Origin of the sequence: Burkholderia sp. MSMB1078WGS, from assembly GCF_001528895.1 — a bacterium.
Classification (GTDB): Bacteria; Pseudomonadota; Gammaproteobacteria; order Burkholderiales; family Burkholderiaceae; genus Burkholderia.
Genome location: NZ_LPDI01000071.1, coordinates 158,215 through 174,736, shown reverse-complemented (window position 1 = coordinate 174,736; position 16,522 = coordinate 158,215). Strand labels below are relative to the sequence as shown.

The 16,522-nt window shown below is 67.5% G+C and carries 10 protein-coding genes; 2 read left to right on the top strand and 8 right to left on the bottom strand.

Going from position 1 to position 16,522, the window contains the following annotated elements:
• The 5 genes from WT24_RS17755 to WT24_RS17735 form a co-directional block, all read right to left on the bottom strand.
• Positions 1 to 540, bottom strand: coding sequence for a toxin (locus WT24_RS17755; protein ID WP_060035233.1), 540 nt, complete (start codon positions 538 to 540; stop codon positions 1 to 3).
• Between the two features lie 97 nt (positions 541 to 637).
• Positions 638 to 9,235 carry an RHS repeat domain-containing protein gene (locus WT24_RS17750; RefSeq protein WP_060035232.1) on the bottom strand — a complete coding sequence of 2,866 codons (8,598 nt, stop codon included), beginning with the start codon at positions 9,233 to 9,235 and terminating at the stop codon, positions 638 to 640.
• 125 nt (positions 9,236 to 9,360) lie between these two features.
• Positions 9,361 to 9,684, bottom strand: coding sequence for a hypothetical protein (locus WT24_RS17745; RefSeq protein WP_060035230.1), 324 nt, complete (start codon positions 9,682 to 9,684; stop codon positions 9,361 to 9,363).
• 122 nt (positions 9,685 to 9,806) lie between these two features.
• Positions 9,807 to 10,043, bottom strand: coding sequence for a hypothetical protein (locus WT24_RS17740; RefSeq protein ID WP_060035228.1), 237 nt, complete (start codon positions 10,041 to 10,043; stop codon positions 9,807 to 9,809).
• A gap of 618 nt (positions 10,044 to 10,661) precedes the next feature.
• A complete protein-coding gene (locus WT24_RS17735) occupies positions 10,662 to 11,048 on the bottom strand; it encodes a MerR family transcriptional regulator (RefSeq protein WP_060035225.1) in 387 nt (128 codons plus the stop codon).
• An 86-nt stretch (positions 11,049 to 11,134) separates the two neighbouring features.
• Between WT24_RS17735 and WT24_RS17730 the strand changes: the two genes are divergently transcribed.
• On the top strand, positions 11,135 to 12,043 hold the full coding sequence (locus WT24_RS17730) for an alpha/beta fold hydrolase (RefSeq protein ID WP_082742212.1): 909 nt from the start codon (positions 11,135 to 11,137) through the stop codon (positions 12,041 to 12,043).
• A 27-nt stretch (positions 12,044 to 12,070) separates the two neighbouring features.
• On the opposite strand, the gene WT24_RS17725 is transcribed toward WT24_RS17730, so the two are convergent.
• The 3 genes from WT24_RS17725 to WT24_RS17715 are packed head-to-tail and all read right to left on the bottom strand — an operon-like array spanning position 12,071 to position 14,741.
• Positions 12,071 to 12,883: an ABC transporter ATP-binding protein gene (locus tag WT24_RS17725; RefSeq protein ID WP_059506284.1), complete on the bottom strand. Its 813-nt coding sequence runs from the start codon at positions 12,881 to 12,883 to the stop codon at positions 12,071 to 12,073.
• Positions 12,880 to 13,746, bottom strand: coding sequence for an ABC transporter permease (locus WT24_RS17720; protein ID WP_060035221.1), 867 nt, complete (start codon positions 13,744 to 13,746; stop codon positions 12,880 to 12,882). Before WT24_RS17720 ends, WT24_RS17725 begins: the two co-directional genes overlap by 4 nt.
• A gap of 2 nt (positions 13,747 to 13,748) precedes the next feature.
• Complete coding sequence (locus WT24_RS17715) at positions 13,749 to 14,741, bottom strand: aliphatic sulfonate ABC transporter substrate-binding protein (protein ID WP_060035219.1); 993 nt, start codon at positions 14,739 to 14,741, stop codon at positions 13,749 to 13,751.
• Positions 14,742 to 15,081: 340 nt separating this feature from the next.
• On the opposite strand from WT24_RS17715, the gene WT24_RS17710 reads away from it, so the two are divergent.
• A complete protein-coding gene (locus WT24_RS17710) occupies positions 15,082 to 16,509 on the top strand; it encodes an MFS transporter (RefSeq protein ID WP_059506279.1) in 1,428 nt (475 codons plus the stop codon).
• The last annotated feature ends 13 nt before the right edge of the window (positions 16,510 to 16,522 follow it).

Genomic DNA, 16,522 nt, shown 5'->3' with positions numbered 1-16,522 from the left:
TCAATCGCAACGGCCGGCGCGGGCGAGGGTCTCGATGGCCGCGCGGGCACGCGACGGTCTGGTGATCTCCGTCCATTGCAGATGCGCGTATTTCGGGTCGTCGCGCAAGCCGGCGAACTTGACGCGGTTTTTCGCGAATGTCGTGTACGACCACAGCAGCACCGAGTCTCGCGAGCAGAACGCCATCCGCAGCGATTCCCGGTTGCCGTGAAACAGCTCGGTGCGCATGAGCCCGCGGCCGATCGTGCGTCGGAGCACGCGGGAAAACACCGTCCATCGCCCGAAGTTGAGCCAGACGACGTGCGTGGCGCGCGACCACAGCACGTCGCGCACCGCGCTGTAGTTGCCGTCGGCGACCCATCGGTCGCCGGCCGTCGCCGCCCGCACCTCCCGCTCGAACTGCGCGGGCGGCACGGCGGTCCAGCCGGGGCCCCAGTAGAGCCGGTCGAGTTCGATGCAGGGGCACGCTGCGGCGGTTGCCAGCGCGCCGGCGAAGGTGGATTTCCCGGATCCGCTCGTTCCGACGACGATGACACGCATGTGTGTGACCCCGGGCAAAAAGGTGAGGGTGCGTATTGTGCCCGAAGCGCGACGGCCGCTGCACGGCCGCCGTCGCCCGTCGCGATGCGTCACGCCGTCAGCGCGGCTGAAAGCGGATCCATGGCGTCGCGTTGTTGGTCGGATAGACCACCCACCAGTGCGCGTATACGTCGACCTGCAGCTCGTTGGCCAGCGCCTGCGCGAAACTGAAGCGGCCTGCCATCCCGGCGAAGCAGGTGACGAGCTTGATGGGCCTGCCCGACGCGGCGGGAAAGTTCGCATCGGCCGCGCCATAGCCTTGCGCGCGCAGGAACCGCGCCAGCGTGGACGCGGAGATCGGCCGGTTGATCGACACGCCGTTGGCGCCCGTCCACTCGACCATCGCGCTTCGCGAAATGCCATGCGTCGCCACGACGTCGACGTCGAGGTTGCCGATCCGGGTGAGATTCTGCGCAAACTGCTGTCGCTGCAGATCGGTGGTGAACGCATCCCACTTGGCTTTCACGCTGGTCGTGACCGGATCGTTCGGCATCAGGATCCGCACCTTGCCGGCCAGGCCGCTCTGGCCTGGTTCGCTTGGCAAACCATCCGCGTTCGGATAGTTCGGGACCTCGCCGGCGTTCTCCAGCGGCGTCGGATTGACGCCGAGCGACGCCTTTCCGGTGAAGAACGTGAGGTGCGCGCCCGCCGCCATCAACCCGGCGCCACCGCCCGCCACCGCACCGATCGCGATGTTCAGCGCCGTCGCGCGACTGAAGAACGGCTGCCCGGTCATGCCTGCCGTCACGCCGGCCCCGGCCGCCCCGCCGGCCACGCCGCCCGCGATGCCGGAGACGAGCGACACCGACAGCGTGGTGGCCACCTTACCCGCGCTCAAGCCGAGCGCCGCGCGTGCGGTCAGTGCGCCGGCGCCGCCGCCCGCGAGCGCGCCGGCCGCGCCTGCTGCCGCACCGGCCAGCGCATCGATGCCGAATTGCTTCCAACTGATCTGATCGCCGGTGGCCATGCTCATGAGGTCGCCGGCCATCGACCCGACCGCGCCGGCCACCACGCCCACCAGGATCGCCGCGCCGATGCCGGTGCCGAGCAGCAGCACGCCGGCCACGCCCACAGCCAGCGTGACCAACGCGCCGACGATGATGCCCCACACGTTCATGCCGCTTGGATCGGTGAAGACGAGCGGGTTGTTGCCGACGTAGACGTACGGCGACGGGGTTTCCAGCATCGGATCGACGCTGAGGTAGCGGCCGAACCCGGGATGGTAGAAGCGCGCGTTGCAGTCGTAGAAACCGGAGTCCGCGTCGTAGTTGTGGCCGGTAAACAGCCGCGGCCACGCGAGCGGCGCGGCCACCAGCACGGTGGGCTGGCCGTACACGTCGTACTGCCATGCACCGACGGTCTCGCCGCTCGCGTCGAGCAGCACGCGCACGCTGCCGAGATGGTCGAGCAGCGCGAAGTAGAAGCGCCCGCCGTGCCACGCCACCTGGACGTCGAGCGCGGCGATGAAGCGGGTCGGCTCGCTCGCGCCGTTTGCCGCATCGATCATGATTTCGCCGTCGGGCATCGACATCTGGAAGCGCTGCGTGGTCGCGCCTCCGCTCGTGCGGGTAAGCGCCGCACGATTGCCGTCCGCATCGCGCAGGATCGATAGCGACGCCCCCGGATTGGCGTAGCTAACGGGCCGCCCGGTGCCGGCGTCATAGCCGATCTGCCAGCGTGCCGTGCCCGCGCCGTCGCTCGCGCCGACGATCCCGCCTGCATGGTCGTAGGCTAACGTCGTGGTCTCTTGCCCGGCCGTGTAGCCGGTCAGGCGGTTGGTGCCGGCCGCATACGCGTAGCCGGCCGACTCGGCGCCGCGCGTGTGCCGCTCGAAGTTACCGTTCAGGTCGATGTCCCAACGTTGCGCGTCGGCGCCGGAGCCGAACGCGGTCAACTGGCCGAGCGAATCCATGGTGGTGCAGGCCGGCCCGAGCGATCCGCCTGGCACGTCGGACGTGACGGCCTGGCGCGCGATTTCGCCGTTGTAATAGCCGCCGCCCTCGCATGCGCCGGTGTCGTAGCCGAGCGTTTCCCTGAGCACCGCTCCGGCATCGCTGACGGTGGGCCAGCCGGGCGGCGTATAGGCGAAGCGTCGCGACAGCATCGACGAACCTTTGCCGTCGGGAAGCAGGCGCGTGAGCGCCGGTTTGCCGTTTGGCTCGTACTCGTGCGCGATCAGTACCGTCGTCGTGCCGCCGGTGTCGGCCGCGACCTCGAGCACGCGGCCGAGCGCATCGTAGCGGCGCAGGCTGACGAGGCCCGTGGTCGAATCCGTGCTCGACAGCAGGTTGCCGCCGGCCGACCACGTATTCGCGACGACGCAGTCGCCCGTGGACATCCCGGCGAATTGCCGGCGCCGCGTGAGCACGCGTCCAGCCCGGTCGTAGGCGACCGTCTCGGTCAAGGCTGCCTGCCCGGCGTCGCCCTGATTGACTTCGACCTTCCAGAGCCGGCCGACGAGATGGTCGTCCTGAGTCGCATCCGACCCGTCGCCGTCGTAGTGGCGGCGCACGCTCCAGGTGGGGGACGACGGCGGCCAGTCGGGATCGTCGGCATGCTGCTGAAGCAGTGCGCGATCCCACGCGACAGCACAGGTACCTTCCTCGATCACGCGACTCAGCGTGTCGTATTTCCGATAGGCGATGTAGCCGCCGTTCAATGCATTGCCGTCGGCGAGGAAGCGCATCAACCCGGCGCTGCTGTAGACGATTTGCGTGGTGCCGCTGTCGGGGTCGGTCGAGCTGATCCGATGCCCGGCGAAGTCGTATTCGGCGGTGCTGCTGCCGGCCGGTACGGCTTTCGTGCCGGCGCCGCCTGCCGCGTACGACGCGGGTGGCACCGACGCGACGGTGCGGCCCTGCGCGTCGTAGATCTGGCTCATGCGCCAGTCGAGGCTGTCGTCGGTGGTCGAGTTTTGCACGACACGGCCGATCAGGTGCTCGGCCGTGTCCGACCAGCTTTGCGTGACCGCGCCGTTGGGATCCACGTCCACCGTCAGGTGATATTCGCCGAGCGGCAACGGATAGGCGAAGCGCCCCGCATCGACGTTGACACCGTAGCTGCGCGTCGCGTAATGCGTGTTGCCGGGCCGGATCGCATAGTCGTAGCCGGGCTGACCGAACGCCACCGGCCGGCCGAGCGGGGCGTTTTCGTACGCGGTGCGCGAAAACGGATAGCCGCCGGCATCGGGATGGTAGGCGGCCAGCGCGCCCTCGAGCGGCGCGCCTTGCCAGAGGCTGCCGTCGGCGCCGCCGTTGGTCACCAATCCGTCCTGGTAGACGAACAACGCCTGTGCGCCGGAGACCGTGACGCGGCTCGTGAGTGCCCGGATCGCGGTGTTGCCGCGATCGTCGTACACGCCGGTGTCGAGCACCGCGCTATTGGCCGATTCGAGCTTGAGCGTCTGCAGGCTGCGCGCGAGACCATCCCGATACTCGACGCTCACGCCGACGTCCTCGGCCACGGCCAGCGCCGAGAAGCTGCCGGGTGCCGTCATGCCGAGCTGCACGCCGAACGGGGCGGCGATCGCGGCGTCCGCATATTCGAACACCTTGAGCCCGTCGGCGAAGAACAGCACGCGGCCCGTCACGGCTACCAGCAGCCATTCCCGTGCGGCCGGCGCGCCGCTGTCGGATTGCAGCAGCACCGGGTTTGCGCCGTCGAGCCGCCACAAACGCCAGCCTTGCGTCTGGCTGAAGCCGACGAACCAGGTGCCCGTGCCGAGCACCGCGTCGCCGAGGCTGGCGCGGTCGACCAGCACGCGCGCGGCGACGCTCGTCGCCGCGAAACCGGTGCGTTCGAGCCGCGCGCCGAGCGGCCCCGTCGCATTGCCGTGATAGCTGAGCAGCCCGCCGCCCGCGCTCCAGTCGGCCGCATTGCCCGACGCGGCCGTGTAAAACGCCAGCGCGCCGTTGCCGAAGCCGTCGTACACGCCGGTCCCCTGGCCGTTGACGTTGATCGCCGCGTTCGGTGTGGCGCGCGGAAACGGGGCGGTCGGGCCGATCGTCGTGTCCTGCGCGGCGAACCAGGTCATGCTGATCAGGCTCGGATTGTCCCACGGACCGACCGTCACGGCCGGCTCGGAGAACGGGTTGTAGAGCGTGCGCGAGCGCACGCCGTTCGGCGCGGTGGTGCCGAGCGTGCGCAGCCGTGCGCCGTCGTAGGCGATCGACTGGAACTGGCAGTCGAGCGGCGTGAAGAACACGTCGTCGAGCCGCAGCCACGCGGCGCCGTTTGTCGGCAGGTCGGCCTGAATGCCGAGCGTGACAGTGGCGTTCGCGCCGAGGCCCAGCGACGACGGATCGACGGTCCACTGTTGCGGTTGCCACTGGCCCGCAGTGGGTGCGAGGCGCCGGCTCAACTGCGCGCCACCCGGCGCGGTGAGTGTCAGTGTCACGGTGAAGTCGCTCGCAGTGGCGCCGGGGGGGCTCTTGAACCAGAGGCCGAACAACTGCTGCGCGCGGCCGTCGGTCAACGTCACGGCGCGAGTGATCGTCGCCGACGTGGTGATCTGCAGGCATGCAGTGCCGCTGGCCGCGTCGTCGCGATAGACGGCGGCGCCGGCCGGCAGGCTCCAGGTCGGCCGCTGGTAATCCTCGAAACTGTCGTATGCATTGCCGCCCGCCGAATTGACGAAGCCCGCGATGCGAAAGCGCCCTGCGTCGTCGAACAGCGAAGCCATCGGCCGGCCGGTGACGTCGTGCGAGAGCAGTACGTTGCCCTCGCCGTCGCGCGTGTCGATACGCTCTTCCAGCAGCCAGCCCGCGCCGGGCTGACCGCCGTTCCACGCGGCGAACGGCGGCGCATTCGCGTCGACCGCGACCCAACTGTCGGCTTCCGCGAGATAGGCCGTGCCGTCGTCGTGGGCCCAGTAGCGGAAGGTTTGCGCCTTCGCGGCCTGCAACAGCCAGCTGCCGTCCGTCTGCACTCGCGTCGATGCACTGGCCACCGGCGCGAGGATATGTGCACTCCACATCGCGGGGTAGACCTCGAAACCGAAAAGCGACGTGCGTTGCGTGACGTTGAGCTCGCCCCGGCTGTCGTAGTAGGCGGTCTGCACCGTGGCCGGATAGCCCGAGGCCGCGTTGTACACATAGGTCATGGTGCGTTCGACGCCCTGCAGGCTCTCGATCGATGTCGAGATCTGCGGCACGGCGTCGTAGAGATTGCGCAGCGCGGTGCCGTTCGCGTCGCTCGCAACCTGGTCGGTGTAGGTCCAGTCGCTGGTGGTGTACGACAGCAGCGTGCCGTCGCTGTCGTACACCGAGGTCGACAACAACAGGCCGGCCGCCAGCGAATACGCGTCGTCGACGGGCGCGAGCGTGCAGCGTACGCCGGCGCGAATGCGGCTGTCGTCCGGCAGCTGCAGCGTACGTGCGGGCAGGCCGTTGTAGAAATGGCTCGTGGTCCAGCCGTAGCGCTGCCCCTGCGGCGTCTCGCACGCCTGGTATTCGGACACCTTGGAGAATTGCACGATGCTGCCCGACGGATCGGTGTTGGCCGACACGTCCGCGTACGTGTAGCAGCGCAGCATCGTATCGAAGCCGCTGTCCATCGCCAGCATGGACACCACGGAGGCCGCCAGCGGCGCATGCAGCGAGTGATTCGCATAGTGGTGCAGCGTGATGTGGGTCGATGCGTCGATCTCGTGGCCCGACGGGAAGGTCACGAAACCCGACGGGATCGCCGGCAGCTTGCCCGAAATCGCCGTCTCGTAGTGCAGCGTGCTGTTGAGCAGGCGGAACATCTGCTGCCCGGGAAAACGCTCGACCACCGGTTCGCCTTGCGCATCCCGCAGCAGCCCGCCGTTGCTGAAGAAGCGCACCTGCGTGTCGAGCGGCGCGCCGTCGGCATCGAGCGTCATGAACGCGAGGAAGTCGGGCGCCTGGTTGATGACGGTCGTGCTGTCGAAGCGATCGACGGTGATCTCGCCGAGCCGGAATCCGGCGAGGGGGTTCCACGCCGGCCAGACCGAACGGCCATAGAGGTCGCGGTTCTGCGACAGGAATGCGCCGGCCAGCGTCGGGAAACCCTGTGTCTCGCGATCCGCGGGCGCCGGATCCTCGTCCTGTAGCACCTGGGTGATCCATGGCGTATCGGCATCGGGATCGAAACTGTCGAGCGCGGAGTAGAGCGCCGACGTCGTGTTCTCCGTCTTCAGTACGCCGAGCTGGTCCCATGCGTACCAGTAGAACTGGAGGTTCGTGTCGCTGCCGGGCGGGTACTGGATGCCCGCGAAATGATAGGACCAGCTCACGCCGTCGAATACCAGCACGTTCGGGCCGGAGCCGATCAGGCTGTTGCCGGTGATCACGGGGCCGAGCGTCTGCATGAAGGCCGGCGACAGGTTCGTGAAGCCCGGGCTGCCGAATACGTCGGGCAGCGGGCGCAACGCAAGGTTGCCGTAGTCGTCGTTCCACGCGAGTACCGCCAGGCGGTAGTCGAAGGCCTTCACCACACCGCCCGACGACGCATAGCGGTCGATCCATGCGGTCGCCGCGAAGCCCTGGCCCATCGACATCTGGAAATACGACGTGGCGCCGACCGACGGAATCGTGATCGCGTCGGTGTCCAGCGTGCTGCCGAGCCGCCACGCAAGCGTCGCCGCATCGCGGACCATCAGGCTGAACCGGCCGCGAGCCGTGCCCTCGTCGTAGCAGAACACCAGATAGTGATTCGTGGCCGCCGACACGTACGATTGCGTATCGATGCTGCCGGACGGGCAGCACGTGCCGCTCGCGAGCGCGGGCTCGACGTCCCAGCCGCGCGTCTGCCAGTTCAGCGCGTAGCGGTCGAGATGGCGATTGTCGTTGTCGATCACGACGAAGAAGTCGGCGCCGTTGGCGATCCGCAACTGGCTGCTGTCGTAGCGGTACGGTGTGGGCGCGCCGGCGGCGCCCGCGAAATGCCAGTCCGCGTTTGCGACCGGCCGGCGCGACGCGAGATAGAGCGTCGATTGCGTGTCGTCGAGGCTGGCCAGCAGAAGCACGAAGCTGTCGGTGCCCGCCGTGGCCACCGTACGATCGAGATCGAGGGCGCCGTCGAAGCGCTGCCAGTTCGACCAGGCTGGAATCCAGCGACCCAGCCACGTGTAGACGTTCACCAGCAGTGCGTTCTCGCTGGCCTCGTACCAGGCGACGACCACGTAGTCGCCGCCGTACCAGATGCGCGGCGCGCCCGGCCGGCTGGCGCCGAACGGATTGTCGACGGTGAGATTGCGCGAGCCCGGATCGACGTCCTCGTCCGCGCCCACGTCGATCTCGGTGTACGTGTATCGCAGCACGCCGCCGGTGGGCAGCGTCATCGACGTCATCGCGCCCGGGTTCGGCGAGCCGCCGGCATCGAAGTTGTAGTCGAACGTGATGCCGGGACGGGCCGCGCCGCCGCTGAAGGTATCCGTCACGCCTTTCAGATAGCGTTTGTAGCAGGCGCCGGTGGCGAGCGGATTGGCGGCGTCGCGCGGCGCGAGAAGGGTCAGGTCGTACCATTCGAAATCGAGGCGGGTCTGTGGCGCGCCCGAGCTGTCGATCACGTCGACGTGGTCGAGATAGCGCGTCTCGTAGCGGTCCTGCCATGCGTTCGGCTTGTCACCCGGCACCCGGGTCGGGTCGCCGTGCGCGGCCAGGTATTCCTTCGGCGCGTCGAGCGAGCGGATGTCGTAGGTCATCGGCTGCCATGCGAACCGGCACGACCAGCCGAGATCGTTTTCCATGCTCGCGATCTGGCATTCGCGCGTGTAGGTCAACGTGCCGTCGCCGACCGCCTGCTCGATCGTGCTGTACGAAAATTCGATCCAATGCCCGAGCGTATTGCGCAACTGGGCGAGATTCCATGCCAGCGCGTAGCGTTGCTGGTTTTCCGCACGGCGGCTCGGGCCGACCCAGTTACCCCAACGGATACCCCACTGGATCAGGTTGCGCGTGGCGGCCGCCGCATCCGAGCCGCCATAGGTGGCGACCGTGCCGTCCGGGCGGACGACTTCCCAGCTGTCCCAAGCCGGGTAGTGCGTGATTTGCCAGAACTGGTACGGCGCCGTTTCATAGGATTGGCCGTCGGTGGTCACGGCGATCGTGCCGTCTGGTTGCCGGCGCAACAGATGCGAGCGGCGCAACAACGCATCATCGAGGCGCCACTCGTCGTGGCGGCCGGTGGGCGTGACACGCGCGTCGCCCGACGGGCGCCAGCCGTGTCGGTCCAGCGCGGACGCGAGTTGCGCCGGGACCCGGTCGCTCGCGAACAGCGCCGCGTTCGCGGCGTCGTCGAACGCGTCGGCGGCCAGCGTGCCACGGCTCCACGCCGTCGGGATCGGCACGAGTTGCATCGCCTGGCCCTGGCTCATCAGGTAATACTGGACGTCGAGCGGGCTGCCCGTACCCTGCGTTTCCGCGACGATGCGTTCGAGCGGCATGCTCCAGCCCACGCCGAGCGCGCCGCTCGGGTTCGTGAGATTCCATTGCGAGACCTGATCGGCGACATTGCTCTGGTACAGCAGGGTCAGGTCGAACGCCAGTCCGCCCCGCGCCGGGAGCGTCAGCAGCTTGAGCGGGAAGGCGAGATTGCCGCGGAACAGGTTCACGGCTGAACCGAAGCTGCCGGCATCGAACTGGAGCACGCCCAGGGCGGGGATGTCGGCTTGCTGGCTGGCGCTGGTGGACATGGCGACTCCTAGAGAAAATGGTCCTCGGCCCGAACGCCGGGCGGAGGACCATGAAAGGCAGGACCGCGAATCAGGCAACGGTACGACGCCGCGACGCATCGCGGCGACGCGGAGGCGAACGTCGCTTATTGCGCCCAGGCAATGACCGATGCGGTCAACGAGCAACTGCTCGGATTGAGCTTGTTGCTGCTGTTGTCGATCAGTTGGAGCGAGCCCGTGATGGTCACCGTCGGCGAGTTGTTCTGCGTCTGTACCTGCACGCTCGCGCCTACCGTGCGCAGGTGGTGGTCGGTGTTGCCGAACGAGACCGAGTAGCCGGCCACCGACGCGCCGGCCGCAATCACGTTGGTCGGGAAACTGTAGGTGGTCTGGGCCGTGATGACGCCCGCGTCGGATGGCGTGGCGGTGCTCACGGGAATCGAGATGTTCTGCACGTAGACGGACGGCATGAAAGACTCCTGTCGATCAGTAGAGTGGGAAGACACGCTGCGCGCCGGATGACGCGCATGGGGCCGTACAGCGGCTGCACACTGCCGCGACGCGGCGACCCGTTCCGCGCGCGGAACGCGGTTCAGGGCAGTGTCACGCCGTGAGGATCGTGCTCGCCGGTCACGCCCGACTGCCCTTCGCTGTTGCGGGTCCAGAAGATGTAGAGGTACTTGCGCTCGCCCGGAGCCGGATCGCCCCATTGGTTGCTGGCCGTGAAGACGCGCTGACCGTTCTTGTAGGCCGCCGTCACCTGGGACGTGACATCGATGGTCGAGTTATAGACCCCGTAACCGGCATTTTCGATCGTCGTGGTACTCATTTTTATTCCTTCATCAATATATGAAATGTCGAGGTGCCTGTTTTGGAAAATCTCCAATGGATAATGCATGGCCGGTGAAATTTGGAATTCACCGGATTTTTAAAATGGATATTCCGCGAACGTGCCGTCTCGCATTGAAACCCGACGCATGAACGATGCGATTCGGGTTGACGACGCACGTCACGCCGCCGCCCCGGGTTCTATCGGAAAACCGGCGGCAGACCTGCGTGGTCGAATGGCTGAATTGCGGGAATCAACCGCCAGGCGGCGGTTTGCTGGTAGCGGACATGGATGTGGCCCCCGGTCGGATCACGCCTGTTTTACTGCTTCGTCTTACATTTCGCCGACGCGCATTTTCGCGTGCCGATGCAAATGCAACTCTCAGTCCTGTTGGTTTTCGTAATGCATCGAGTGCAATGGGAGTAAATACCACGCGATTCGACATGTCAAGGACGCGATTATAAAAAGCGTTCGTAATCAGCCGTAATTGAATATCGTTATTTTTCGCGGGGACTCTGCGGCACGACGGGCATGGTCTACGCATTCTGGAGCGATTTTGATGCGGAGTGGGTGCCCGAAGAGCGAGGAGGGGCGAGCCGTGCCGAGAACGCCGCCGCGTCAATCGAGCGGCGGCACCGCGCCCTCCCGCAACATCTTGACGAGCCGCGCGCGCCGCTTTTCGAGATCGGCGATCTGGCGGTCGATCGCGTCGAGGCGTTCGCGCTGGACGTCGGTTATCTGATCGCACGAACGCGCGCCGTCGATCAGCAGCATGCAGTCCGGAAAGCCGCGGATGTCGTCGAGGGTGAAACCGGTCGCGATCATGCGCTGAATCTGTTTGACCTGCGTCACCGCTTTTTCGGGGAACAGGCGATAGCCGTTGGCCGCGCGCACCGACGCGAGCAGGCCGTGCTCGTCGTAGTGCCGGATCGAACGCACGCTCGCGCCGGTGAGCTGCGCGAGTTTGCCGATGGTCATCGGGGGCGGAGTGGGCGGTTTTTTCATGAGAGGCAGGCTAACACGATTCGCTTGACTCTCACATCAGTGTGAGGGTTGAGACTGGGCGTCCGTTCATGCCTGGAGGAAAAATCGTGAATACCCGAGTGCTGATCCGCTGGCTGATTGCCGCGATCTGGTGGGCGACGCCCTTCGCATGGGCGTACGACGCGGCGGCCGCGCCGCAGAGCTATACCGTCACGTCGACGGACGGCGTGAAGCTGGCCGTTCAGGAAAGCGGCGACCCCGGCGGCGTGCCGATCATCCTGATTCACGGCCTGCTCGGCAGCCGCCTGAACTGGGACGCGCAGGTCGACAGCCCTGAACTGCGCCGATTCCGCATCATCACGTACGATCTGCGCGGCCACGGGCTGTCGGACAAGCCGCCAGGCGCGCAGCCGTATCGCGACGGCACCCGCTGGGGCGACGATCTCGCCGCGGTCATCGAGGGCGCGCATGCGCGCAAGCCGGTCGTGGTCGGCTGGTCGCTCGGCGGCGTGGTGATCTCGAACTACCTCGCCAAATACGGCGATCGCGCGATCGCGGGCGCGGTGTACGTCGATGGCGTGGTCGAGCTTGCGCCGGGCCAGATCGTCGATCATCCCGACGTGTATCGGGACATGAATGCGCCGGACCTGAAGACGCATCTCGACGGCGAACGCACGTTCGTCGGTCTGTGCTTCAACCGTCGGCCGGCTGCCGCCACGTTCGAGCGCTTGCTCGCCAACGCCGCGATGGCGTCGTGGGACATGCAAAAGGCCATCCCGACGATGTCGGTGTTCGCCGCCACGGGGCTCGGCAACGCGCGCGTGCCGCTGCTCTTCGTCTACGGCGGCCGCGACGCGCTGGTCGATACGCACGCGACGCTGGCCCGCGCGGCCGAGCTGAATCCACGCATCGTCGGCAAGGTGTACGCGGAATCGGGGCACGCGCCGTTCATCGAGGAAGCCGAGCGATTCAATCGCGATCTGGCCGCGTTCGTCCGATCGGCGTCCTCGCCGTGAAGTCGTGTGTCGCGCGGGCCAGCGACGTCAGGCCGGCGCGGCCGGCACGCCGGCCGTGTCGCCCGCCGCGCGATCGTGAAAGCGCTGGAACGCATCGAGCAGCCGCACGCGCTGCGCGGCCAGCGACGGATCGCGCCGATCGCGCGGCCGTGCGACGTCGACGTGGATTTCGTCGTCGATGCGGCCTGGATTCGGTGCGAGCATCAGCACGCGATCGCCGAGATACAGCGCTTCGTCGAGATCGTGCGTGACGACGATCGCGGCCATCCGGTGCCGCTGGACGACGTCGAGCAGCAGCGTCTGCAAGCGCATCCGGGTGATCGCGTCGACCGCGCTGAACGGTTCGTCGAGCAGCAGCAGATCCGGCTCGCCGAACAGCCCGCGCGCGATCGCGGCGCGCTGCGCCATCCCGCCCGACAACGTGGCCGGCAGTTGCCGCGCGACGCCGGCCAGGCCGACTTCGTCGAGCAATCGCGCGACGCTCGGGTGGCGTCCGCCCCGAGGGCCGGACGCGAAGCCGACGTTGTCCGCGATCGACAGCCACGGCAGCAGCCGCGGCTCCTGAAAGATCACGCCGACGCGCGCGGACGGCCCGGCCAGCACGCTGCCGTCGAGCGTCACGCTGCCGCGGAAATCCCGGTCGAGGCCCGCGACGATCCGCAACAGTGTGCTCTTGCCGCACCCGCTCGGGCCTACCACGCAGACGATCTCGCCCCGCGCGACCTGCAACGCGATGTCGGCCAGGATCGTGCGACTGCCGTACAGCTTGCGGGCGATCCGCAGGTCGAGCAGCGGCGCGGCGACGCCGGCGGTCGGGCGCACGGAAGGGTAGGCGCTCATTGCCCGCCCTCGCGCGACGCACTGCAGAACGCATCGCGCCAGCCGAGCCAGCGCGACTCGACGCGGCGCATCGCGCCGTCGGTCAGCTTGCCGAGCAACGCGAGCAGCAGGATCGCGCCGAACACGAGATCGGGGCGCCCGGTCTCGCGGCCGTCGCTCAGCAGGAAGCCGAGACCGCGCGTGGCCGCGATCAGCTCCGCGGCGACCATGAACATCCACGCGAGACTGAGGCCGGTCCGCAGGCCGGTGACGATCTGCGGCAGCGCGGCCGGCAGCAGGATCCGACGGAACAAAGCGAGCGGGCCGAGCCGGTATACGGCGCCGAGCTCGACGAGCTTGCGGTCCACGTCGCGAATGCCGGCGACCACCGCGAGATGAACCGGAAAGAACGCACCGATCGCGATCAGCGTGATCTTCGGTGCTTCGTCGATGCCGAGCCACAGCAGCAGTACCGGCACCCATGCGAGCGACGGAATCGCGCGCAGCGCCTGGAACGTCGGTTCGAACAGCGCGTCGATCCGGCGGCTCAGGCCCATCGCCGCGCCGACGACGAGCGCGAGCCCGGCGCCGGCCGCAAACCCGGCCGCGACGCGCAGCGTGCTCGCACCGACGTGACGGGCGAGCCGCGTGGCGCCCATCCGCGCGAGCGTATCGAGAATCTCGCTCGGCGCCGGCACGAGATGATCCGGCAGCCAGCCGCGCCGCACCACGAACTCCAGCAGCACGAGCGCGACGAACGGCAGCGCGAGGCCCGCGATACGCCATGGGCGCAGCGGGTCGCGCCGGGCCGTACGAGGCCGCGAAGCGGGTGGGTGCGCCGCGCGCGCATCGCCGCGCGCGGCGGTGTTCGTCACCGGGGGCATGCTCAATGCGACGCCGCGACGATCGGGCGCGCGAACGACGGATCGATCAGCGCATCGACGATCTTCGCAGGATCGACGCCCGGCTTGGTCAACTGCTCGGCCGTCAGCACCGGCGCCGCGGCCTTCAGCGCCGCGCGCTGCGTGTCGCCCGGCACCGGGTCGCCGAAGTCGTTGCGCTGAAGCTGCAGCTTCGCGACCGGCAGCGACACCTTCGATTGATCGGCGACGATCTGCGCGGTCTCGGCCGGATGCGCGACGATCCACTGGCGCGCGCGGTCGTAGACCTTCAGCACGCGCGTCACCGCCTGCGGATACTGGCTGGCGAACGCATCGCGAACATTCAGGAACCCGTACGTGTTGAACGCGACGTTGCGATACAGCAGGCGCGCGCCGTCGTCGAGCTGGGCGGCGGCCATGTGCGGATCGAGCCCGGCCCATGCATCGACCTGCCCGTTCGCGAGCGCGGTGCGGCCGTCCGGATGCTGCAGGTTGACGATCTCGACGTCGTCGCGCGTCAGCCCGGCCGTGTGCAGCGCGCGCAGCGTGAACAGGAACGGATCGGTGCCGCGCGTCGCGGCGATCTTCTTGCCCTTCAGATCGGCGAGCGAGCGGATCGGCGAATCCTTGCGCACCACGAGCGCCGTCCATTCGGGGCGCGAGAACACGTAGACGGTGTGGATCGGGTTGCCGTTCGCCCGCGCGAGCACCGACGCCAGCCCCGCGGCCGAGCCGAAATCGACCGCGCCGCTGTTCAGGTATTCGAGCGCGCGATTGCTGCCGAGGCTCAGCACCCAGCGAATCGCCGTACCGTCGGCCTTGAATTCGTCGTCGAGCCAGCCGAAGTGGCGGACCACGAGACTCTCGGGCGAGTAATACGCATAGTCGACGCGGATTTCGGCGGGCGTCGCCGCGTGCGCGTGCATCGACGCGAGGCCGGCAAGCGCGGCAACGACGAGGGCCGCGGATTGCCACACGCGGGACCAGAACGGCTTCATCGGGGATTCTCCGGAAGAGCGGCAATGCGCCGCGAACAGGCTGGGAAGAGGGCTAATGTAACGAAGCGCAGGCGATCCGTTAACGAAGAAATCCGCGATTGAACATGCACGTTGCTGATAAGCGTGCCCCGCGCAACTTTATGACGCACGCCGATTAATTTATCGCTTTATATCGCTTGGGATTGCCGGAGCGGAGGAACAGAATTTCCGCTGCCGGAACCCGGCGATCGCACGGCCGCATTCGCTCGACGCCGCACTGGTCGCGCAGGAACCTGCCCGGTTCCCGGCTTCACGATCACGACGACCTTGCCGTGCATTCGGCATCAAACTAAGGAATCCGATGAGTTCGATCGATCTGAGCCCGGTCACGCCGGTTTCTTCCCCCATCCGCTCGGCCAGCGACGTCGCGCGCCTGATCAACACCGTGGATAGTTCGGTCAGCCATGCGCGGATGATCGTGCTGCTGGCGCTCGGCGGCGTGTTTCTCGACGCATACGACCTGACGACGCTGTCGTACGGCATCGACGACGTGGCGCGCGAATTCGGGCTGACGCCCGCGCTGACCGGGCTGGTCGGGTCGGCGATCATGATCGGCACGATCTTCGGCAGCCTGATCGGCGGCTGGCTGACCGACCGGATCGGCCGCTATCAGGTATTCATGGCCGACATGCTGTTCTTCGTGGTTGCGGCGATCGCGGCCGGCCTCGCGCCGAACGTCTGGGTGCTGATCGCCGCGCGTTTCGTGATGGGGCTCGGCGTCGGCATCGACCTGCCCGTCGCGATGGCGTTCCTCGCGGAATTCTCGAAGTTCAGCGGGCGCGGCAACAAGGCGTCCCGGCTCGCTGCATGGTGTCCGATGTGGTACGTCGCGTCGTCGGTATGCTTCCTGCTGATCTTCGGCCTGTATTTCCTGCTGCCGGCCGAGCATGCGGGATGGCTGTGGCGCGCGTCGCTGATCTTCGGCGCGGTGCCGGCGCTCGTCATCATCCTGTTCCGGAACCGCTTCATGAACGAATCGCCGCTGTGGGCCGCGAATCAGGGCGATCTGGCCAATGCCGCACGCATTCTGCGCGAGTCGTACGGCATTCACGCACACGAAGCGGACGACGCGCGACGCGAACCGAGCCCGCCGCCCGTGCGGATTCGCGTGCTGTTCCAGCGGCCGTATCTGGGGCGCACGATCGTCGCCAGCGTGATGAACCTGTGCATCCCGTTCGAATACACGGCGATTGCGTTCTTCCTGCCGTCGATTCTGTCGCAATTTCTGGGGGCGGGCGTGTTCGAGACGATCGCCGCGTCGCTGGCGTTGAACGTGCTGTTCGCGTTCACCGGCGGCTTGCTGGGCATGCGGCTCGCGTATCGCTATCCGTCGCGTCATGTCGCGATCGCGGGGTTCGCGTTGCAAACGGTCGCGCTCGTCGCGCTGGCGCTCGCAGGGCATCCGCACGGCGCATTGGCGGTGGGCGTCGTGCTGCTGATGCTCGGTACGTGGCTGTTCGCGGAAGGTTTCGGGCCGGGTGCGCAGATGATGATCTATCCGACGCTGTCGTATCCGGCCGCGATCCGCGGCACCGGCGTCGGCTTCGGGCGGTCGCTGTGCGGCATCGGTCAGGCGCTCGCGCTGTTCGTGCTGCCGATCCTTCAGGCCCGGCTCGGCACCGACATGTTCTGGGTTGTCGCGGTCAGTGCGGTCACGCCGATTGCGTTTTTGCTGATCGTGCGGTACGAACCGACGGCGCACGACATCGACGACGAAAGCGTCGCGTGAGCGCCGACGGGGA